This is a genomic window from Enterococcus sp. DIV0806c (genome assembly GCF_051710905.1).
Classification (GTDB): Bacteria; Bacillota; Bacilli; order Lactobacillales; family Enterococcaceae; genus Enterococcus_B; species Enterococcus_B mundtii.
Genome location: NZ_JBIOLO010000001.1, coordinates 2,396,065 through 2,416,266, shown reverse-complemented (window position 1 = coordinate 2,416,266; position 20,202 = coordinate 2,396,065). Strand labels below are relative to the sequence as shown.

The following is a 20,202-nucleotide window of genomic DNA, read 5'->3' as shown; positions in this document are numbered from 1 at the left end:
CTATTTATCCTACACAATAAAAAAGGGTGGGTCAGAAGTGTTTGGTCTTGAAAAATAAGGTGGAATCCACAAAAATTACTCTTAGAATTTCTGCGGATTTCACCTTATTTCTGGATATTATCACTTATGGTTCAGCCGTTTATTTGGGCTTGAGGTAAAAAACAAAAATCAATTTTACTTTTTCTCCAGCTACTCTTTTTTGTTTCCAGCAGTATCCATCCGTGTGGTCACACCTTTTTTTCTAGGAATGAAGTTCCGGATGAACGTAAATTTCCGATAATCGTTTCGTGTATAAAGATAACCGAAAACGCTGAAGACAAGGGCTCCGATAAAATTGACGAATAAATCTTTCATCGTATCTAAGATCCCGATGTCCAAGTACCCATCTGCCATGACATACTCTTTGGTTTTGCTATGCTCATCTTTATATGTGACAGTTGTTTGTTGGATATCTTTGATCTTATATACGGTGTTGCCATCCTCGCTTAATTTGACACTGTTGATCTGATCAACATAATTGTCTTTTTGCATATCCATCTGTAAGACTTGATCTGCAGAGAATTCAATAAATTCCCAAAACACACCGACAGTCATGGAAAAACAAAATGACACTAGTGCAACTAGTAATGGCGTCAGATTCATTGTTTTCGTGTTTTTGTTCAAGAGGTAGACAAGAGAAAAGCCAACACCACCTGCTAGGAAGCCGCTTAGTGCGTGTAACGCTGTGTCCCATAATGAAAAGTAGCCATAAAAGTCACTTAATTCACCCAAGACAGTGGCACTGAAAATAAAGGATAAGATGATGATTTCCAGTGTGTTAGGGATTTGGATCTTTAGTAATTTTTCTAGTAAATAGGGGATTTCAAACAATAATAAAGTTAATAATAAGAGCATGATATTCCCCATGTTCCGGTCGATCAATTGGTCGACGAGCATGACCACCACAATGATACGTAAAATGATGTAAATCGCATGAGTGACCTTCCCAGCGGACTTACTCCCTTTTGAAAAAAAATGTTTAATAAATTTCATAAATGAACTCCTTCGTGTTTCATATCGATTATACTTGTCTAATGAAAAAAGCCCAAATCTTCTGTTTGGATCAAAAAAACAAATTTTTTTTGCCTGACTATTTATTCAAGAAACTCGACTGTTTTTCGATAGTTACTAACGAAAACTTGAAAATTTTGGAATATTAATGGTTATTTATAAAAGAGAAAGATAACAGTAGTACGGAAAATATAAATTGTTGGTTGAATTTGTGAATGCTATCACTTATGATGGGGTAAGTGTTAAATTTTAGGAGGACAACTATGAAGAAAACAATTAAAGGGTTACTGACAGTTACAGCAATTTTTGCCTTAGGTGCCTGTACGCCTGATGAAAAAGAATCTGCATCCAGTAGCTCTTCCACAAAAGAATCAACAGAAGTATCATCCGGAGCATCTGCTCAAACTTACACAAATCCAGCTGAGATGAAAGAAGAATATGATTTGATCATCGTCGGTGGAGGAGGAGCTGGTATGGCAGCTGCAATCGAAGCAAAAGATGCAGGCTTGAATCCAGTCATTTTTGAAAAAATGCCAGTTGCTGGTGGAAATACATTAAAATCTTCAAGTGGAATGAACGCATCTGAAACAAAATTCCAAGAAGAAGAAGGTATCACTGATTCGAACGACGCCTTTTATGAAGAAACATTAGCAGGGGCGAATGGCACAAATGATAAAGAAATGTTACGCTATTTTGTCGATCATTCGGCTGCTGCAATCGAGTGGTTAGATGAAAATGGCATTAAATTAGATAACTTGACGATCACTGGTGGAATGAGCGAAAGACGAACACATCGCCCTTCTGATGGTTCTGCGATTGGTGGTTATTTAGTCGATGGGTTATTACGAAATGTCCACGAACGCCAAATCCCGATTTTTGTAAATACTGAAGTGACAGATATCCAAAAAACGGGAGATACAGTCAACCAAGTAACAGTTCAAGTGCAAGGGGAAGAACCAAAAGAAATCACTGGTAAGGCTGTAGTTGTTACAACTGGTGGATTCGGTGCGAGTGAGGAATACATCCAAACTTACCGTCCAGATCTGGAAGGATATGTAACGACGAATCAAGTGGGATCAACAGGCGATGGGATCAAGATGATTGAAAAATTAGGCGGTCAAACGGTCGATATGGATAAGATCCAGATCCATCCAACGGTTCAACAAGACGAAGGATTCTTGATCGGGGAAGTGGTACGTGGTGAAGGAGCAATCTTAGTCGATCAAGATGGCGAGCGTTTCGTCAATGAAATGAATACACGAGACAAAGTATCAGCTGCAATTACTGCATTGCCAGAAAAATCTGCTTATTTGATTTTTGACCAAGGGGTACGCGATCGCGCAACAGCCATTGAGTTTTATGATGAAAAAGGTTATGTGACTGAAGGTGAGACAATTGAAGAATTGGCAGAGAAAATCAACTTACCAGCAGAAACATTAGCACAAACTGTTACGACTTGGAACGAAGAAGTTGCCAATCAAGACGATACAGCATTTGGTCGTACGACAGCCATGGAGCATGATCTGTCTAAACCAAACTACTATGCGATCAAAATCGCACCTGGTATCCACTATACGATGGGTGGAATCAAAATCAATACAAACACAGAAGTTGTGGATAAAGACGGACAACCGATCACTGGCCTTTACGCAGCAGGTGAAGTCACAGGTGGCTTACATGGTGAAAACCGCATCGGCGGAAACTCTGTAGCGGAAATCATTATTTTCGGACGTCAAGCAGGACAACAAGCAGCAAAATTTGTCTCTGCACAATAATAGAAATGATATAAAAAGAGAACCTAAGGCGCATGCCCTAGGTTCTCTTTTTAAGATTCGCTGACCATCAAAATGATTTTTCCAACGTTTTTGTTGGCTTCCATATATTCATGGGCTTCTTTTGCTTCTGATAATGGAAAGGTTCGATCGATGATTGGACGGATCGCTCCGGTTTCAAAATAAGGATCGATGTTTTTCATAAACTCTTGAGTCAGTTTTGCTTTGTACTCGTCACTTCTTGGTGTCAATAGCGTACCGATCAATTGGATTCTTTTTTGTAACAAAACTCTTAGATCAAGAGACTCAACTGTTGTGCCTCCTAGTGTGCCGATCAAGACCCAGCGACCATCTACAGCAATCGATGACAGATTTTTCTCCCAATAAGAGGCACCGACGAAATCTAAGATGACATCAACGCCATTCCCCTCAGTCATCTTTTTTACTTCCTCTGCGAAATCTTGCGTTTTATAGTTGATTATTTCATCTGCGCCTAATTCTTGGCAAAAGGCTAACTTTTCAGCTGAACCTGCGGTAACGATGACGTGTGCTTGCGAATACTGTTTGGCTAATTGGATCGCTGCAGTACCAACACCACTTGCACCAGCATGGATCAAGACAGTCTCATTTTTTTGGAGTTTTCCTAACCAATACAAGGTTTGATAGGCAGTTAAGAAAACTTCAGCGATACCAGCGGCTGAAACGTAGTCAAGGGAATCGGGCAAGAGGATTGCTCGATCTGCTGGGATTACGGCATATTCTGCGTAGCCACCTAAATTCACTAAACCATAGACTCTCGTTCCAGTTGAAAACTCAGAACGGTCACTTGCATTTTCAATGACTTCACCAGCAACCTCTACACCTAAGATCGGGTAAGGCGCTTGAAGTGCAGTATTTTCGCGACGCATGATATCCGTACGATTGACCGCAGCGGTGTGGACTTTTAACAATAACTCCCCAGCTTTTGGAATAGGTCTAGGGACATCCACTTCAGTCAAAACGTCTGCTGAACCGGGATGTTTCATAGAGATTCCACGCATGATCAAGCCTCCTCAACAAGTTGTTTGATGGCATCCGATACTGTAGCTGATCCTTCAGATAGAACAACAGTTGTTTTTGAGATGTTTGGTTGATCCACTAACGCTGCTAAAACTTCTGCTACCGTTTTTCTGGTAATCGATTGAGCTGGTTTTTCGTCTGGTTTGGTCAATTGGATCGAAGTGACCTCATCGTCGTTCGTCAAAGCTACAGGTTGTAGTATGACATAATCTAATGATGTCTGATTTTTCAACCATTCGTCTGCATAATATTTGGTAATATAATAATCAGTCATTGACTCAGGCCATTTTTCACGGTTATCCGCAAAAGCCGCACTGATCATCAAATAACGAGAGATATTTGCTTGCTCTGCTGCAATCATTGTTTTGATTGCACCGTCTAAATCCACTTGTAAAAGATTTTTACCTTGAGAACCAGCAGCAAAGATGACAAGTTCACTCTCTTGAAAGGCTTCCGCCATTTTTTCTGAAGACCAAGTTAAATCAAAGGGAACATAGGCGATATTTTCTTCATCATAAATCGCTTGGTTGGCAACATCTCGTACACCCGCGTAAACTTGATGTTCGGTTGTTCCGAGTTTTTGGATCAAATGACGCCCGATTTGTCCGTTTGCTCCTACTACAAAAATATTCATTTTCTTCATCCTTTCGCTACATATCTGTATCAATCATGGTAACACCAAAAGATAAAAAATTCAGGACTAAACACTTATCAACAAAAAAACCAAAAAAGAGCTAGCATACCGCATCACTCTTTTTTGGTTTTTCAATCTGATCATTAACGAATCATTCGTAGTAAAACGGTAGATACCGCAGCTGTGACTAAACCAGCGACGATTGCTTCTGGTACGCCACTAGTAAAGATGACCGCTAAGACAGCTGAATAGACTGCATTGATATTTGTCCCAAGAACCTGTGCATAATCTTGTTGGAATAGAAAATAGATCAAGTTCATCACTAAAATCGTATTGGTCAGAGAACCAGCAATTCCTGCGAGAAACAATGAGAGCGGACTTACTTTATTTTTTGTCAATCGCTGTATTCCTTTATAAACGAAATAAGGAACAACACCGATCAGGATTCTAGGTATTAAGGCAACGATCAAGGCTTTCCAGCTTCCTTGATCTGTGCCGATCACCGGAATAAACGGTGAGAAAACAAAAGATAACGGTGTTGGTATGAACGTACTGCGAATCAGACTGATCAAACCAAATGTGCCACCGAGAAAGGCACCCAGCCGAGGGCCTAAAATAATTGAAGCGACGATGACCGGGATATGCATCGTTGTTGCGTTGATTGGCCCAATCGGAATAAATCCGAGAGGCGTGACAGCGAGTAAAATCATAATTGCTAAAAACATAGCAGTTAAAGTAAAGTTTTTGGTATTTTTCATCATAACTCCTTAGATACTAGACCGACCTCTGATTCAGCAGAAGTGTGACTTGGTCGATAATGATTTGGTTATCCGCTAAAGCACCTTTTCCGTAATCACCACAAGCTAAGAGGGATTCTCTAGGTTCAATCTCTTGATAACCGATTTCTTTTAGCGTTGTTAAATTTCTTTGATTGATCGGATGTTGGTACATATTAGTATTCATCGCTGGTGCAATCAATTTTGGTGTTTCTGGTAATAATGCCATGGCAACAGTCGATAAGAGATCATCTGCTAGACCATTCGCTAGCTTGCCGATAATATTTGCAGTGGCTGGTGCAATCAAAAACAAGTCTGCTTGTTTGGCTAGCTCGATATGGTTGATCACTGAAGGATCGTTTTCTTGCATGACATCTGTATGGACAGCACGTTTTGAAAGGGATTGCAATGTTAAAGGTGTAATAAATTTGGTACTACTTTTTGTCATGATGACATCGACTTGATAACCGAGTTTGACTAGTTGATTTGTGATATCTGCACTTTTATAAGCAGAGATACTGCCAGATACGCCTAATAGGATTTTTTTCATCGTGAATTCCTCCTTATTTTAGAATCGCGGTAACGATACAATTTGCAATCTCTTGCTTGGTATCGGCTTCTATGACTTCTCCATTTTTAGATAATAAATAGCCATGGTGGTGTGTTTCACTGACTTGAGTCAAGTCATTGGCCAAAACATAATCGGTTTGATTGGTGATCAAACTTTTTTTAGCTACGTCCAATAAGTGGTCTGTCGTGACATCGACTAATAATTTAAAACCAACGATAACAGCATTTGGTTGCCATTGGCGTAACGAACGAATGATCTTCGGTGTTTTCTTCAAGGTCAAAAATAGATAGTCCGTATCAGATGAAATCTTTGCTTCTTTACTAGCGGTCCGTTCTGTTTCTGCAAACCATGAAGGCAGTGAACCAGGAGTCAACGCCTCTTTATTCAAGCGCTCAGCAAACTGTTGTTCAGAAAGACTGAAAGCCGGTGTGAAATCACTGACCGCCATGCTATGGATAATGGCATCATAGGTATTTTCTTGCATCAATCGTTCTAATGTAGTCAATAAATCTTGAGTAGATTCGATAAGATGGATCTTCAAATGCTCAGAAGCAGTAGGTTTTACAGCAGATCGTGTCGTCACGTAGTCGATTCTCACCGTCTCGTGAGCCAGAAAGGCTTCTGCGATTGCTTGGCCCAATCGTCCAGTCGAATGATTTGTAATTGAGCGGACTTGGTCGATTCGTTCGCTTGTGCCACCAGCGGTGATCAATACCTTCATATTGTTTCACCTACAGTGACAAGTGTTCTTCCTTGGTGTGTCCCATCAAGGATTTTTTTGGTCGTTTCTTCCAATTGATCTAAGGTGATCTCGTTGACGACTAAATGATCTGTTACAGATAGGTCCGCTAGTTGTTGCCAGATATTCAAGCGTTTTTCATGAGGAACATTGACTGAATCGATACCGATCAACTGGATATTGCGTAAAATAAAAGGTAACACTGTTGTTGTCAATTTGATGCCACCCGCATTGCCGCAAAGAGCAGCTGCGCCATCATAAGCAATCAAAGGCAATAATCGTGTGAGCTGTTCGCCCCCAACAGTATCGATCACATAATCGACTTGTTGTTTATCTAAGGGTTTATTTTTTTCTGGTAGAAAGGCTTCTGGATGAACGACTTGAGTCGCCCCTAGTTTCTGTAGCCAAGTTTTTGCTTCTTCTTTGCGGGAAAATGCGGTGATTTGCTGAAAGCCCATTTTATGCAACATCGCAATTGCCACACTACCCACTCCGCCCGAGGCGCCAGTGACGATCACTTTGTCCTCTGCTTTCATTCCTTGGGTAAGTAAAGCATTCACGCAAAGTGCAGCAGTCAAACCAGCGGTGCCTAAAACCATTGCCTGACGTAGGCTCATCGTTTCTGGAAGAGGGACGAGCCAATCCCCAGATACTTTCTGGTAATCGCTATAGCCTCCAGGTTGACTAACACCCAACCCATAGCCGGTTGCTAGAACTTGATCTCCTGGTTGAAATCGTTTGTCCAAGCTTTTCATGACGACACCAGAAAAATCAATCCCGGGAGTCATTGGATAGTGACGAATCACTTGGCCATGTTCACTACAAGCTAACGCATCTTTATAATTGACATCCGAGTAGGCGATTTTTACCCAAACTTCATTATTAGTCAGCTCAGGAAATTCTTTGTCAACGATGCTTGTATGAAAAGTAGGCTCGTTGTTTACTTGAAACTGTTTGAATGTATTCATTAGATAGAAGGTACTCCTTTCAAAATTTTCCTTAATCATACCATAAAGCGTTTCATTTTCTAGTAGTTTGCTGATTAATTTCTTCTAAAAAAAAGTTGAGATACCCGAAAAAGTACAAAGGAAATTCAAGCAAAAGGGTTGTTTTTTCAGCGGAAATTTGTATACTAATACAGGTGGTAGTAAACTTGGAGTTTACTATTAGAAAACTTCGCATAGGGGGGACAGTGACAAATGGAAATTGGTGAGAAGTTACGAAATCTGCGTATCCAAAAAAATTTGACACAAGAAGAATTAGGGGAGCGTACAGATTTATCAAAAGGCTATATCTCACAACTTGAGCGGGATTTAAGTTCGCCATCGATGGAAACATTTTTCTCTATCCTTGAAGTGTTAGGAGTTACCCCAGAAGCTTTTTTTCATCAAGAAACACCCAACCTTCAAATCGTTTATACGAAAGAAGATCGAACGGTCTATTATGATGAGGAAAATGGTTATGAACTGGAATGGTTAGTGACAGATTCCAACGAAAAAGAAATGGAACCAGTTTTATTGACATTCGATACAGCTGGTGAATATAAAACCTTTGAACCTTCACTTTCAGAGACATTTATCTTTGTCTTAGAAGGAGAGATCGCGCTAAGCTTGGGCGAACGAGAGTATGTAGCAAAAAAAGGTCAATCGATGTACTATCAGGCAACGACACACCATCAATTACGCAATCATCAAAACAAACAAACTAAGGTATTGATCGTCGCAACCGAATCATACTTGTAATATAGGGGGCAGAAAAAGTGGGAAAACCAATCATATCATTCGATCAAGTCGTAAAAAGCTATGATGATGAAACAATTTTGAAGAATGTCAGTTTTGAGATCGAACAAGGGAAATTTTATACATTGTTGGGGCCTTCTGGTTGTGGGAAAACAACGATTTTACGAATCATTGCAGGATTTACGGAAGCAACCGAAGGAGATATTTATTTTGAAGGAAAGCGCCTAAACGATCTACCGGCGAATAAGCGCCAAGTCAATACGGTTTTCCAAGATTACGCCTTATTTCCTCATATGAATGTATTTGATAATGTTGCATTTGGATTGAAAATCAAAAAAATGCCTAAATCAGAAATCGAAAAAAAAGTCAAAGACGCATTACGTATGGTGCAATTACCTGGATATGAAACGCGGGAGATCAGCGAGATGTCAGGGGGACAACGCCAACGGGTGGCCATTGCGCGAGCTATCGTCAATGAGCCGAAAGTCTTGTTATTGGATGAACCGTTATCAGCCTTGGATCTAAAGTTACGTACAGATATGCAATATGAGTTGCGTGAACTACAACAACGTTTAGGGATCACCTTTATTTTTGTGACGCATGATCAAGAAGAAGCGTTAGCAATGAGTGATGAGATTTTTGTGATGAACAAAGGGAAAATCGTTCAAAGTGGTACCCCTGTGGATATTTATGATGAACCAATCAATCATTTCGTGGCAGATTTTGTTGGTGAAAGCAATATCGTCAATGGCGTGATGATTGAAGATAACTTGGTTGAGTTTGTTGGCAAACAATTTGAGTGTGTCGATGGTGGGATGCGCGTCAATGAACCAGTTGAAGTCGTGCTTCGTCCAGAGGATTTAACGATCACAACACCGGATAAAGGGAAATTAGTCGTGACAGTTGACACTCAACTATTTCGTGGTGTCCATTATGAGATCATTTGCTATGATGAGCAACAAAATGAATGGATGGTCCACTCAACGAAAAAAGCACGCGAAGGGAGTCAAGTCGGTTTAGCCTTTGAACCAGAAGACATCCACGTCATGCGTTTCAATGAGTCAGAAGAAGACTTCGACGCACGTTTGGAAAGCTACGAAGAATAGGGGGAGAGAATATGAGAACAATGCGTAGGATCTATTCCATCCCTTATGTTTTGTGGCTTGGATTATTTGTGATTGCGCCTGTTTTGATGATCATCTATCAATCTTTTTTTGATATGAGTGGTCAGTTTACATTAAGCAATTATGCTGCGTACTTTACTTCAGGAACTTACATCGCCATGACGATCAATTCGGTATGGTATGCGTTCTTGATTACATTATTCACATTGTTGATCAGCTATCCAACAGCTTACTTTTTAACGAAATTGAAACATAAGCAATTGTGGTTGATGTTGATCATTTTACCGACATGGGTCAATTTATTGCTGAAAGCATATGCCTTTATCGGGATTTTCAGTATCCATGGAAGTGTCAACCACTTTTTCGAGTTTGTCGGCATTGGCCCGCAACAGATTTTATTTACTGATTTTAGCTTCTTATTCGTAGCGACATATATCGAGATTCCTTTCATGATCATGCCGATTTTTAACGCGTTAGAAGAAATGAACCCTTCGTTATTGAGTGCTAGTAAAGATCTAGGAGCAAGTAATTTTGAAACATTTCGCCGAGTGATTTTTCCTTTGTCGTTGAATGGCGTGAAAAGTGGGGTACAAGCAGTTTTCATTCCCTCACTATCGCTTTTCATGTTGACACGTTTGATTGGCGGAAATCGAGTGATCACACTAGGTACAGCGATCGAACAGCATTTCTTAGTGACGCAAAATTGGGGTATGGGTTCAACGATCGGCGTGATTTTGATCATTGCTATGTTCGTTGTGATGTTACTAACTGGTGAGAAGAAAAAAGGAGGTCGCTCATGAGAAAAAAATTCAAATGGTCGTATCTCTATCTAACAGTTGTCTTTCTATTATTGTATTTACCGATTTTTTATTTGATTTTTTATTCCTTCAATGAAGGCGGAACGATGAACAGCTTTACCGGCTTTACTTGGGAGAATTATCAAGCGGTATTTGAGGATACACGACTGATCATCATCGTATTGAATACATTTATGCTGGCGTTCTTATCGGCTTTGATTGCAACGATCATCGGGACATTTGGCGCGATGGGGATCTATTACACGAAAAAACGACAAGCACGAACGGCGCTATTGAGCATGAACAATATTTTACTTGTTTCTCCCGATGTGATCATCGGTGCGAGTTTTTTGATTTTCTTTACGCTAATCGGCTTTGGGTTAGGCTTTCAAAGTGTCTTGCTTTCCCATATCGCTTTTAGTATCCCTATCGTTGTTTTGATGGTCTTACCAAAATTGCAGGAAATGAACGACTCGATGGTGGATGCAGCGAGAGATTTAGGGGCGAATAATTTCCAAGTCGTAAAAAATATCATTTTACCGTTTTTATCTCCAGGAATCATTGCCGGTTATTTCATGGCATTCACGTATTCTTTGGACGATTTTGCAGTTACTTTCTTTGTGACAGGGAACGGCTTTACTACTTTATCCGTTGAAATCTATTCAAGAGCGCGGCAGGGAATCAGCTTAGAGATCAACGCATTGAGCGCACTTGTCTTCCTATTCTCGATGGTATTAGTGATCGGTTACTACTTTATCAGTAAAGAAAACCGACCTAAACGATTGAAAAAAAATCGCCGCAACCGTGAGGAGGTGGCTCGTTTACGATGAAAAAATTACAGTCTTTGCTGATCGGTATTATCTTGATCATTGGTGTATTGCTTGTCAGTGTTCGACAATTAGAAAAAGCGAGCGGAATGAGTGGCGCGAAAATTGTGACGATCTATAACTGGGGGGACTACATCGATCCTAGTTTAATCACAAAATTTGAACAAGAATCCGGTTATAAAGTGAATTACGAAACATTTGACTCGAACGAAGCCATGTTTACCAAGATCCAACAGGGTGGAACCAATTACGACATTGCTATTCCTAGTGAATACATGATCCAAAAAATGATTGAAGAAAAACTTGTTATGCCTTTAGATCATAGTAAGATCAAAGGCTTGAACAATATCGATGATCGTTTCTTGGATTTGGATTTCGATCCTGATAATAAATATTCGATTCCTTATTTCTGGGGAACACTGGGTATCGTGTATAACGATAAAGTGTTCAATGAAGAAGAAATCAAGCACTGGGATGACCTTTGGAAACCAGAATTGAAAGACAGCTTGATGTTGATTGATGGAGCAAGAGAAGTGATGGGCTTGTCTTTGAATAGTTTAGGGTATTCTTTGAATAGCAAAGACATGACCGAACTGAACGAAGCAGCTCAAAAATTGAATAAAATGACGCCAAATGTCAAAGCAATCGTTGCAGATGAGATCAAAATGTATATGATCAACGAAGAGGCATCAGCAGCTGTGACTTTCTCAGGTGAAGCGGCAGATATGATGTATGAAAATGAACATTTACATTATGTGATCCCAACAGAAGGCTCAAATCTTTGGTTTGATAATATCGTCATGCCGAAAACAGCTAAAAACCAAGAAGGTGCGTATGATTTCATCAACTTCATGCTCGATCCGGAGAATGCCGCCCAAAATGCAGAATACATCGGCTACTCCACACCAAATAAAGCTGCCAAAGCATTGCTACCAAAAGAAATCTCCGAAGATGAACAATTTTATCCATCGGATGAAACGATTTCGCATCTTGAAGTTTACGAAAATCTCGGTTCGGAATACTTAGGAATCTATAATGATTTATTCTTAGAGTTTAAGATGTATCGGAAATGATAGCAAAACTCAATAAAACTGGGAAAAACTCAAGGAACAAAAACCTTTGTTTACGTACTTTTGAAAGCACAGTTTTCCAAATTTCTACCAAAAGCGCCTTTTTAGGCGTTTTTTTTTTTTTGATTTAAAGATAGCAATATAGATCAAAATAATAGTCTTTAATTAGCGTAATTGATTGTGTAAAGGATAAATCAACCATGAAAAGAAGGGAAAAATAAACATGAAAATTTGATTTGCCTAAAGAAAAAAGTTTTTAACAAATAGTAGAAAAAAATATAGCTAATTCGCTATATAATGATATGATTAGGAGGAAATAAGTTGAATCATCCTAAATTTAAGTGGGGCGATGAATTTGAAAGATTCCTTGATTCATTGAGTGACAAGGAGGCTGCAAAAATTTTATCAATCATTGATAAAATTGAAAAAACAGATATACATACAGCTATGCGGCAAGAGTGGGTAAAAAACTGCAGAGCAATCTATATGAAGTGCGAGCAAGTATGAGTAGTAATGCTTTAAGAGGGATATATTTTCAAAGAAAAGGGCATGAATATTTTATTACTCATGGGTTTCGAAAGAAAGCAAATAAGCTTTCCAGACGAGAGTTAGAAAAAGGTAGAAAGTTGCGAGACAATTTTTTAAGTAAGAACGAGAGGTGGATATGATGAGTCAAGTACAAAATTATATAAAAAAAAGAGCGGAAAAAGGTGAAGAATTTGTGCATCTAATGGAAATTGAAGAAGCTAAATTAGATATTGCGTTAAAACTAGCAGAATTAAGGAAAAGTACTGGATTAACACAAAAACAATTAGCGCAAAAAATTGGGAAACCTCAATCAACCATTTCACGAGTTGAAACAGGTGAAATGAATCCTAGTATTGAGTTAGTGATCGAGCTAGCACAAGGATTGGATAAAAAGCTTGTCATAAATTTTGAGTAATCGTTTTTAAGTCGGAATCTATTGGTCCAGCCAATTAGTTGTCTCCATAAATCCTTCTTATCTATCAATCAGAATTGAAGAAGAAGCCGAAGTTGTGCTATAATAAAAACGAAAAAGGAACTGCGTCAACAGTTCCCTTTTGACAGCACCGCTAAAAGCTAGTGGCAAGAATTAGATATTTTTTGTAGAAATAGCCGACCCTCGCTAAAGTGACGGCTATTTCTTTTTGTCATTTTTGTTGGTCAAGGCTAGGATACCAAAGATCAAAGTAGCGGTAAATGAACCGAAACTAATCATTAGCCCTAACGCTGTTTCAACAGACAAAAGGCTTCTCCTTTCCTTGATTTCAGTACTTATCTCCATACGCACCACCACCTTTTTTCGAAGTCGCCACCGTCATTCAACTTTACTGTCCCAAAAAGTATAGCATATCGCCCTAGATAGAGTCCTTGAACTTTAGATAAACACGGATGTTTTTTTTGAAAAATTTGTATGTTCACTTAAAATACACTGAATCAGAAATCAGAATTGAACAAGAAGCCGAAGCTGTGCTATAATAAAAACGAAAAAAGGAACTGCGTCAACAGTTCCCTTTTGACAGCACCGCTAAACCCGGTGACAGAATTTTATGCTAATGTGGAAATAGTCGTCTCCGGGAAAAAGTGACGGCTATTTCTTTTTGTCATTTTTGTTGGTCAAGGCTAGGATGCCAAAGATCAAAGTAGCGGTAAATGAACCGAAACTGATCATTAGCCCTAACGCTGTTTCAACAGACAAAAGGCTTCTCCTTTCTTCGATTTCAGTACTTATCTCCATAAGCACCACCACCTTTTTTGAAGTCGCCACCGTCATTCAACTTTACTGTCCCAAAAAGTATAGCATATCGCCCTAGATAGAGTCCTTGAACTTTAGATAAACACGGATTTTTTTTTGAAAAATTTGTATGTTCACTTAAAATACACTGAATCAGGAATCAGAATTGAAGAAGAAGCTGGAGTTGTGCTATAATAAAAACGAAAAAAGGAACTGCGTCAACAGTTTCCTTTTGACAGCACCGCTAAAAGGTAGTGGCAAGTGTAATAGTTAACTCAAAGAGAAGTAAACCATCGGCTCGCTAAAGTGACGGTTACTTCTCTTTGTCATTTTTCAGCATTGTAACAACCAATCCAACTAAAGCAACGGTAAACATACCGAAAGCTATAATTGTTTGGATTGTTTCATATCAAGACAAAAAGGTCAGTTACTTAGAGTTAGAAAAATGACACTATCAATTTAAGCGATTACGTCCTTTTCAATGGGCTTATATTTTGAATATCTAAAAAATAGTTAGTTGTTTATCTGTATCTGCGTAAATCAATTGCTAAGAAAAAGAAAGCAATCAGAAAATACATCCGTGTATTTTCTGGTTGTTTTTCTTTTTTTCTTATTTTTGTCAGTTGAAAGATCCGAAAATACTATCAAAATAAAATAACAAAAAAATTATTTGTTTTATGATTGATCGAATCATCATTCATGGTGTTTATAGGACACCTTCGCTTTTGATTGCCTGAATTAACAATGATTAACCTTATCATTTTATGAGGAGTAAAATTTACAATGTGCAAGTTGGCGGTTGTTTTTTCTGTTTTTAGAAAACATTATAATTATCATTCTATGAAACGAAGTAAGAGATCGACAAATTAGTAATTAAACTGGAAGCCGTTAAGAAGATGTTGAAAGTTCTCTCGATTCAGAGAGGGACATACTTTTATTTTAGTGGAAAATAAAAAAGATTTTTTTTACATAACAATGTTTTAATATCTCGTGTTTCTTTATTAGTGAAAAAGGAATAATAAGAAGTTGCTTTGAGTAAACATGAACTTTCATATACTAAACAAAAAAACATTTGATTGCAATATAATTAGAGTTCTCTAATTATAAGTGTTACTTAAATAGTAAAAAAGTTCATTTATCAATTATTTTATGAGATAATTTACACATATATTAAAATATGATTAGAGAACGAAGGGTGGATATATTTATGGTTAAACTGAACAAGAAAAAACTCATTGCACATATACTTTTAAGTTCAATGGTATTAGCGCAAACAGTACCGACTTTTGCGAACGTTTTAGAGGATATCGATCCAATAAGACATACGTTTGTTGAAGAAGAGACAATAGGTGAAGAAATAGAAACCTTCGATGATGAAATCTCAAATGATGAAACTACATCTAACAAACCGGAGCTTTTGGCTGATGATAACAACGATGACAGTGATGTGGTCATGGTAACTGAAGAAACTGACCAAGAATTGTTAGAAGTACCAGCACTACAGCTTGAGGAGCAATTTCCAGTAGTTGAAGAGATAGAGGAGACAGGTGAAGCAGTTGTTGAGTCTTTCTTTTCAGGGGCTGGTGATGGTTCTCTCACCTCGCCCTTCCAAATCACCACTGAAGCTGAATTGAATGAAATGCGAAATGATCTCGCAGCGCATTACCAATTGATGAATGATATTACACTCACTTCAGATTGGATACCTGTTGGATATGGGACAACTTTAGCAACAAAATTCACTGGAAGTTTTACAGCTGAACCTGGAACAGTGATCCGTAATATGATAGTGAATGCTGGGGTACAACCTGGGGATCTGCATAATCGTGGATTCTTCGGTGTGACAGACGGTGCAACGATTTCTGGGATCACATTAGAAAATCCACGGGTCGTGGGAGGGCTATACGGAAATAATGTTGGGGGATTGATTGGTCAAATCAATGACCTATCTAAAGGACCAACGACCGTCACTGATTCTACTGTTAGTGGTGGAAGTATTGAAGCAAGTGGGAATAACATTGGTGGACTAATTGGTTATATGGCGAATACTGTCGCAGGTACTACGATTGCTCGCTCATCTTCTTCAGCGACGATAACAGTTAATGCAAATCCTTACATGTATCCTCAAGCTGTTGGTGGGTTGATCGGAGTAAATGGGAACACAGTTGTAGATAGTTATGCCACAGGAAATGTCACAGCGAATACAATCAATACTGGTGGACTAATTGGTTTGAATAGCTGGGGTAAAGTCAGTCGTTCGTATGCAACCGGGAATATTGACAGCCCCGAAAGTGAAAACGTGGGAGGTTTGATTGGTGGACACGACTTCTACAGTACAGTAGTCGATTCCTATGCGACGGGCGATGTCATTGGGAGAACGAATGTCGGAGGATTTATCGGGGCCATTCATCCTTATGCGATTGAAGTAGCACGCAACTATAGTACGGGACATGTAACTGGCATTGAAGCTGTTGGCGGTTTTGTCGGTAATGCCGGCTCTCTGACAATCAAAAACAGTTATGGGATGGGAGATGTCACTGGAGAATCCGATGTCGATCATTTCGGTTTAGGTGGAACGAATATCAATAATTACTACTATAATAACTCTGAGGCTTTATACAGTGGAGTTCCAATCGGTGGTCAAGTGATCGAAGAGGTCATTGAACCTTTAGATGTCATTGAATTGCGCACACAAACGACTTATGAATCAAATGGTTGGGATTTCGGTAGCACTTGGGTGTGGGATGCTACGACAAATTATCCTAAGCTAGGACTAGGTAACGAGAGGGATACTTTACCGATCAATGCGTTAGGAGAAACGCTTCAAGTGCCATATGGTGGAGCAGAAACAAAGATTCCACTTACTGATGTCTTTTCTTTATTCGGACGCGGTGGAAATCCAGATGATTATCTTTTTGAGACAGATGCGGATGGGGTAAGCATTTCAGCCGATGGTATGGATTTGATCTTGGAAATTTCTAGTGTTGGGATTTATGAAGTGACTGCTACACCAATCAGTCGTCTCACTACATTAGAACCTGGACAGAATTGGAATAAAGCAATGATTGAAGTGACTCCGGCTGAGATCATTCTAGAAAAAGGGACAGTTTTTGCTCGTTCATTCAATGGAACGACAGAAATCGATCATTTCGATCTGCCGACGTTAGCTGGGTTAGCGCCTGAGGATGAGGTGATGTGGCAAGAAGCCAGCTTCCAGTATACGAATAGTACTGCTGGAACGAATACGATCGAAGGAGCGAACTGGATCATTGATTGGGGCACGGTTAACCTTTCTAACTATGAGGTTACCGGCTTACCGACTATTGGGAATCATGAGTATCTTGTCACAGATCTCTTTGATGTCGAAGCAATCACGAAAGCAGCCGGTGCATTTTTGAGAATAGACGAGGAATTAGCAAAACAAAACAATACCCATGAAGTGATCACGATTGCGGATACTGCACTTCTACACCATGACGATACCCCAGATACACCAGGCGAGCACTGGTACCATGACCATGCGGAAGAATTGCTGCAAGATGTGACCTATCTGATTTACGACACAGATCCACAAGCCAATCCGCTTGCGCGAGTCGTTGCATACGCAGATGGTGTACCAGCAGTAGCTGGCGTATTTTTGGGATTGAGTGCAAACACCACATATTGGATCACTGCGATTTCAGACGAGAGTACCAACTTTTTACAAGGGAAAGAGTCTGAACCCATTATGCTTACTACAGCACTTTCAGGAAACGATGGAGATGGTGGTAATGGCAATGGCGGAACCGGAGGAAACACAGGAAACACAGGGAATGGTGGAAATAATATTAGTGCTCCTTCTGGAAATAACCAACCAGGAAATGAACAGCCTGTTGCTACTCCGAATGGTGGTAGTGGAAATACTTCGGGAAATAGCGGTGGAAGTATCGCGACAAATGCTACATCGACTAGAAATAATAGAAGAGGCGACAATCTGCCTAAAACTGGTGAAGTAGCCAGTGCATTTGCATTGCTTGGTTTTGGTGCGGTAGGTACAGCATTAGCTAGCTGGCTGAAGCGTAAGAAAAATAATTAAACGATCATTGAAAGTGTGAGATTGAGACAATTGTGTATAGCTTCAAGAAGTATTACGATTCACCTAAGATTTGATTTTCTATTTTAGGGTTTTGTCTATTTCTGGAAACTAACATCATTGTCTCAATCTGTTTTTTCGTTGATTAAAAATAGATAGAGAAGAGCAAGTGAGTAGTCATACCATAGGAATCTATCTGTCGCTTACGGGCTCAAACTTCTATTTACTGATTCTTTCGAGTATACTATAAGGAAAGATCAAGTACGAGAGGCAAAAGAAATGAATTTATCAAAAAAGATAACACATGCGACGACTACTTTGTAAGTAGAAGCCAACACTTTTTGATTTGATCGCTTGTTACTCCTACTTGCTCAAAATAAAAAAATGGAGAATCACTATGACAAACATTTTATTAGTAGATGATAGTGCACTGATTACAAGCGGCTTAAAAATCATTTTAGAAAGTACAAACGATTTTCAAGTAGTGGGTATTTGTCATGATGGACGTTCAGCTATTGCTTTTTGCGAAAAAAATCAAGTAGATCTTGTATTGATGGATGTCCGAATGCCGGGAATGGATGGCGTCACCGCTACGAAACAGATTACGGAAGAATATCAGATACCTGTCATCATTTTAACTACGTTTGATGAAGATCGTTACATAGAGGAAGGAATACGCAACGGTGCAAGTGGTTACTTGCTGAAAACAACTCCTCCTGAGGCGGTGATCCAAGCAATCAAGAGTGTGTTACAGGGACAAACGATCCTTTCGAAAGAAATCCTCGTGAAGGCAACGCAACAATTAGGTAACAAGAATGATCAAGAAGCAGATCTCTCCTTACTGACGGAGCGAGAGCAAGAAATAGCCTACCTCGTCGCAAAAGGAATGACAAATAAAGTGATTGCGCAAACACTATTTTTAAGTGAAGGAACTGTCCATAACAATCTTTCAATGATTTTAAAAAAACTGAACTTGGATCATCGTACGCAATTAGCGATCTATGTTCTCACAGGTGAGGTTATGACGTAGATGCAAGCAATCAAATTATCGATCAACTTGCTATCGATCATTGGTTTGATCGGGTTGATGATCTATCAAACAACCTCTACCCTTTTGATGTTTGTCATTAGTTTAAGTATGGTATGGTTGACATTTTTTTTCTTAGGCGAAAGTTTTCAGAAACATCGGCCTTGGTTTGTTGCTTTGCAATTGATCAGTGTTCTATTGAGTTTGATTTTTGTCGAACAAGCGATTTTTCTATTGCCACTTTCCTTGCTGCAAGGTTATTTTTGCTTCCAAAAGTCATGGTTACTTTTATTTGTAGCCTTGATCAATTATAGCGTTGGCAGCTTTTTTCTTTCTGACTCACTTTATTTTCTCTTTGTACTGTGGGTAAGTGGGATGATCAGTATCGTTTGGTCTGCGGAAAAAATGATGAAACAACAAGAAGAGTTAACTACTTCTTCCGATTTTTTACGGATTGAACGAAACAAGTTATCAAAACTCTTTGCACAAAGCACTTTGAATGCTGAAGCGATGCAAAAAGAAGCAACGTTAGTAGAAAGACAACGGATCATTCATGAAATCCATGACCATCTTGGGCACGACTTAACGAGTTGCTTGATCCAAATAGAGGCGGCAAAGGTCATCAATCGAGAACAACCGGAGCAAGCGCATCAATTATTGAGCCAATCTGCTGATCGCTTAAGAAAGTCGATCAACGAAGTGCGCAACGTGTTACATGACGAGCGACCAAAGAATGAAACCTTGAACATCAATAAAGTAAAGGCAGAACTCCAACGTTTCTCCGAGACTCACCAGATTATCGTGGATTTCCAATATAGCGGTACCTTAGATAAAATCAGTCGCTTTCATTGGCAGGTATTGGCGGCAAATTTGAAAGAATTTTTGACGAATACGCTGAAATATAGTGAAGCCTCAACGGTCACGGTGCGTTTGCATGTGTATCAAAAATTTCTCCGTTTTGAATCGAAGAACAATGGAAAAAAGGCAATGGACTATCGTAAAGGTCTGGGGATCGTAGGAATGGAAGAGCGAACAGCCGTTTTGAACGGCAAATTGTTGATTGATGGAACGGATGGTTTTCACATCACCACGATATTACCTTTTGATGAAGAACATGAGATTTCTAATTCGTAAATCATGAGAAACTGTACTATTACAGTTTCTCTTTTTTTTATAAAATAAAGAAAAG

21 protein-coding genes and 1 pseudogene are annotated in these 20,202 nt (G+C 39.2%); 12 read left to right on the top strand and 10 right to left on the bottom strand.

Going from position 1 to position 20,202, the window contains the following annotated elements; genetic code table 11:
* Positions 1–189: 189 nt before the first annotated feature.
* Positions 190–1,032, bottom strand: coding sequence for a hypothetical protein (locus tag IGK77_RS11350; RefSeq protein ID WP_074800214.1), 843 nt, complete (start codon positions 1,030–1,032; stop codon positions 190–192).
* A 281-nt stretch (positions 1,033–1,313) separates the two neighbouring features.
* Between IGK77_RS11350 and IGK77_RS11345 the strand changes: the two genes are divergently transcribed.
* The gene (locus IGK77_RS11345; RefSeq protein WP_074800216.1) at positions 1,314–2,825 is read left to right on the top strand and encodes a flavocytochrome c; all 1,512 of its coding nucleotides are present in this window, start codon (positions 1,314–1,316) and stop codon (positions 2,823–2,825) included.
* A gap of 50 nt (positions 2,826–2,875) precedes the next feature.
* Here IGK77_RS11345 and IGK77_RS11340 read toward each other — a convergent pair whose 3' ends face one another.
* From IGK77_RS11340 to IGK77_RS11315, 6 genes are all read right to left on the bottom strand, one after another.
* Positions 2,876–3,862, bottom strand: a complete 987-nt coding sequence (locus tag IGK77_RS11340) for an NAD(P)H-quinone oxidoreductase (RefSeq protein ID WP_074800219.1) — start codon at positions 3,860–3,862, stop codon at positions 2,876–2,878.
* Between the two features lie 2 nt (positions 3,863–3,864).
* Positions 3,865–4,515 carry an NAD(P)-binding oxidoreductase gene (locus IGK77_RS11335; protein WP_071867904.1) on the bottom strand — a complete coding sequence of 217 codons (651 nt, stop codon included), beginning with the start codon at positions 4,513–4,515 and terminating at the stop codon, positions 3,865–3,867.
* A 143-nt stretch (positions 4,516–4,658) separates the two neighbouring features.
* Positions 4,659–5,273, bottom strand: a complete 615-nt coding sequence (locus IGK77_RS11330; protein WP_074800222.1) for an ECF transporter S component — start codon at positions 5,271–5,273, stop codon at positions 4,659–4,661.
* 16 nt (positions 5,274–5,289) lie between these two features.
* A complete protein-coding gene (gene coaC / locus IGK77_RS11325) occupies positions 5,290–5,841 on the bottom strand; it encodes a phosphopantothenoylcysteine decarboxylase (RefSeq protein ID WP_034690286.1) in 552 nt (183 codons plus the stop codon).
* A 13-nt stretch (positions 5,842–5,854) separates the two neighbouring features.
* Positions 5,855–6,583 (bottom strand): phosphopantothenate--cysteine ligase, encoded by a 729-nt coding sequence (locus tag IGK77_RS11320; RefSeq protein ID WP_074800224.1) that lies wholly within the window; start codon positions 6,581–6,583, stop codon positions 5,855–5,857.
* Positions 6,580–7,569, bottom strand: coding sequence for an acrylyl-CoA reductase family protein (locus tag IGK77_RS11315; protein WP_071867901.1), 990 nt, complete (start codon positions 7,567–7,569; stop codon positions 6,580–6,582). The genes IGK77_RS11320 and IGK77_RS11315 overlap by 4 nt, the downstream gene beginning before the upstream one ends.
* A 231-nt stretch (positions 7,570–7,800) precedes the next feature.
* Between IGK77_RS11315 and IGK77_RS11310 the strand changes: the two genes are divergently transcribed.
* The 8 genes from IGK77_RS11310 to IGK77_RS11275 all read left to right on the top strand — a co-directional run bounded on the left by IGK77_RS11310 (position 7,801) and on the right by IGK77_RS11275 (position 13,101).
* Entirely contained in the window at positions 7,801–8,343 is a 543-nt protein-coding gene (locus IGK77_RS11310; protein WP_019723760.1) for a helix-turn-helix domain-containing protein, read from the top strand.
* 17 nt (positions 8,344–8,360) lie between these two features.
* Positions 8,361–9,446, top strand: coding sequence for an ABC transporter ATP-binding protein (locus IGK77_RS11305; protein ID WP_010734779.1), 1,086 nt, complete (start codon positions 8,361–8,363; stop codon positions 9,444–9,446).
* Between the two features lie 11 nt (positions 9,447–9,457).
* A complete protein-coding gene (locus IGK77_RS11300; protein WP_019723761.1) occupies positions 9,458–10,264 on the top strand; it encodes an ABC transporter permease in 807 nt (268 codons plus the stop codon).
* The gene (locus IGK77_RS11295) at positions 10,261–11,091 is read left to right on the top strand and encodes an ABC transporter permease (protein ID WP_019723762.1); all 831 of its coding nucleotides are present in this window, start codon (positions 10,261–10,263) and stop codon (positions 11,089–11,091) included. The genes IGK77_RS11300 and IGK77_RS11295 overlap by 4 nt, the downstream gene beginning before the upstream one ends.
* Positions 11,088–12,161, top strand: a complete 1,074-nt coding sequence (locus tag IGK77_RS11290; RefSeq protein WP_071867898.1) for an ABC transporter substrate-binding protein — start codon at positions 11,088–11,090, stop codon at positions 12,159–12,161. The genes IGK77_RS11295 and IGK77_RS11290 overlap by 4 nt, the downstream gene beginning before the upstream one ends.
* Positions 12,162–12,479: 318 nt before the next feature.
* Positions 12,480–12,665: a hypothetical protein gene (locus tag IGK77_RS11285; RefSeq protein WP_256209276.1), complete on the top strand. Its 186-nt coding sequence runs from the start codon at positions 12,480–12,482 to the stop codon at positions 12,663–12,665.
* On the top strand, positions 12,662–12,826 hold the full coding sequence (locus tag IGK77_RS11280; RefSeq protein WP_231112521.1) for a type II toxin-antitoxin system RelE/ParE family toxin: 165 nt from the start codon (positions 12,662–12,664) through the stop codon (positions 12,824–12,826). Before IGK77_RS11285 ends, IGK77_RS11280 begins: the two co-directional genes overlap by 4 nt.
* A complete protein-coding gene (locus tag IGK77_RS11275; RefSeq protein WP_074800228.1) occupies positions 12,826–13,101 on the top strand; it encodes a helix-turn-helix domain-containing protein in 276 nt (91 codons plus the stop codon). Before IGK77_RS11280 ends, IGK77_RS11275 begins: the two co-directional genes overlap by 1 nt.
* Positions 13,102–13,317: 216 nt before the next feature.
* Here IGK77_RS11275 and IGK77_RS11270 read toward each other — a convergent pair whose 3' ends face one another.
* The 3 genes and pseudogenes from IGK77_RS11270 to IGK77_RS11260 form a co-directional block, all read right to left on the bottom strand.
* Entirely contained in the window at positions 13,318–13,464 is a 147-nt protein-coding gene (locus tag IGK77_RS11270; protein ID WP_071868080.1) for a putative holin-like toxin, read from the bottom strand.
* Between the two features lie 306 nt (positions 13,465–13,770).
* Positions 13,771–13,917: a putative holin-like toxin gene (locus tag IGK77_RS11265; RefSeq protein ID WP_010734785.1), complete on the bottom strand. Its 147-nt coding sequence runs from the start codon at positions 13,915–13,917 to the stop codon at positions 13,771–13,773.
* A 310-nt stretch (positions 13,918–14,227) separates the two neighbouring features.
* Positions 14,228–14,323 (bottom strand): annotated as a pseudogene (locus tag IGK77_RS11260) (putative holin-like toxin); the annotation flags it as partial.
* 798 nt (positions 14,324–15,121) lie between these two features.
* Here IGK77_RS11260 and IGK77_RS11255 point away from each other — a divergent pair.
* From IGK77_RS11255 to IGK77_RS11245, 3 genes are all read left to right on the top strand, one after another.
* A complete protein-coding gene (locus tag IGK77_RS11255; RefSeq protein WP_074800234.1) occupies positions 15,122–17,989 on the top strand; it encodes an LPXTG cell wall anchor domain-containing protein in 2,868 nt (955 codons plus the stop codon).
* Positions 17,990–18,383: 394 nt separating this feature from the next.
* The gene (locus tag IGK77_RS11250; RefSeq protein WP_074800237.1) at positions 18,384–19,016 is read left to right on the top strand and encodes a response regulator transcription factor; all 633 of its coding nucleotides are present in this window, start codon (positions 18,384–18,386) and stop codon (positions 19,014–19,016) included.
* On the top strand, positions 19,017–20,147 hold the full coding sequence (locus tag IGK77_RS11245; protein WP_074800240.1) for a sensor histidine kinase: 1,131 nt from the start codon (positions 19,017–19,019) through the stop codon (positions 20,145–20,147).
* Positions 20,148–20,202 lie beyond the last annotated feature (55 nt).

Bases quoted from the DNA above. Each gene is read 5' to 3' on its own strand.
- IGK77_RS11330 (WP_074800222.1), bottom strand. From the start codon at position 5,273: ATGAAAAATACCAAAAACTTTACTTTAACTGCTATGTTTTTAGCAATT.
- IGK77_RS11335 (WP_071867904.1), bottom strand. From the start codon at position 4,515: ATGAATATTTTTGTAGTAGGAGCAAACGGACAAATCGGGCGTCATTTG.
- IGK77_RS11315 (WP_071867901.1), bottom strand. From the start codon at position 7,569: ATGAATACATTCAAACAGTTTCAAGTAAACAACGAGCCTACTTTTCAT.
- IGK77_RS11255 (WP_074800234.1), top strand. From the start codon at position 15,122: ATGGTTAAACTGAACAAGAAAAAACTCATTGCACATATACTTTTAAGT.
- IGK77_RS11250 (WP_074800237.1), top strand. From the start codon at position 18,384: ATGACAAACATTTTATTAGTAGATGATAGTGCACTGATTACAAGCGGC.
- IGK77_RS11350 (WP_074800214.1), bottom strand. From the start codon at position 1,032: ATGAAATTTATTAAACATTTTTTTTCAAAAGGGAGTAAGTCCGCTGGG.
- IGK77_RS11320 (WP_074800224.1), bottom strand. From the start codon at position 6,583: ATGAAGGTATTGATCACCGCTGGTGGCACAAGCGAACGAATCGACCAA.
- coaC (WP_034690286.1), bottom strand. From the start codon at position 5,841: ATGAAAAAAATCCTATTAGGCGTATCTGGCAGTATCTCTGCTTATAAA.
- IGK77_RS11270 (WP_071868080.1), bottom strand. From the start codon at position 13,464: ATGGAGATAAGTACTGAAATCAAGGAAAGGAGAAGCCTTTTGTCTGTT.
- IGK77_RS11290 (WP_071867898.1), top strand. From the start codon at position 11,088: ATGAAAAAATTACAGTCTTTGCTGATCGGTATTATCTTGATCATTGGT.
- IGK77_RS11265 (WP_010734785.1), bottom strand. From the start codon at position 13,917: ATGGAGATAAGTACTGAAATCGAAGAAAGGAGAAGCCTTTTGTCTGTT.
- IGK77_RS11280 (WP_231112521.1), top strand. From the start codon at position 12,662: ATGAGTAGTAATGCTTTAAGAGGGATATATTTTCAAAGAAAAGGGCAT.
- IGK77_RS11245 (WP_074800240.1), top strand. From the start codon at position 19,017: ATGCAAGCAATCAAATTATCGATCAACTTGCTATCGATCATTGGTTTG.
- IGK77_RS11345 (WP_074800216.1), top strand. From the start codon at position 1,314: ATGAAGAAAACAATTAAAGGGTTACTGACAGTTACAGCAATTTTTGCC.
- IGK77_RS11275 (WP_074800228.1), top strand. From the start codon at position 12,826: ATGAGTCAAGTACAAAATTATATAAAAAAAAGAGCGGAAAAAGGTGAA.
- IGK77_RS11300 (WP_019723761.1), top strand. From the start codon at position 9,458: ATGAGAACAATGCGTAGGATCTATTCCATCCCTTATGTTTTGTGGCTT.
- IGK77_RS11295 (WP_019723762.1), top strand. From the start codon at position 10,261: ATGAGAAAAAAATTCAAATGGTCGTATCTCTATCTAACAGTTGTCTTT.
- IGK77_RS11340 (WP_074800219.1), bottom strand. From the start codon at position 3,862: ATGCGTGGAATCTCTATGAAACATCCCGGTTCAGCAGACGTTTTGACT.
- IGK77_RS11310 (WP_019723760.1), top strand. From the start codon at position 7,801: ATGGAAATTGGTGAGAAGTTACGAAATCTGCGTATCCAAAAAAATTTG.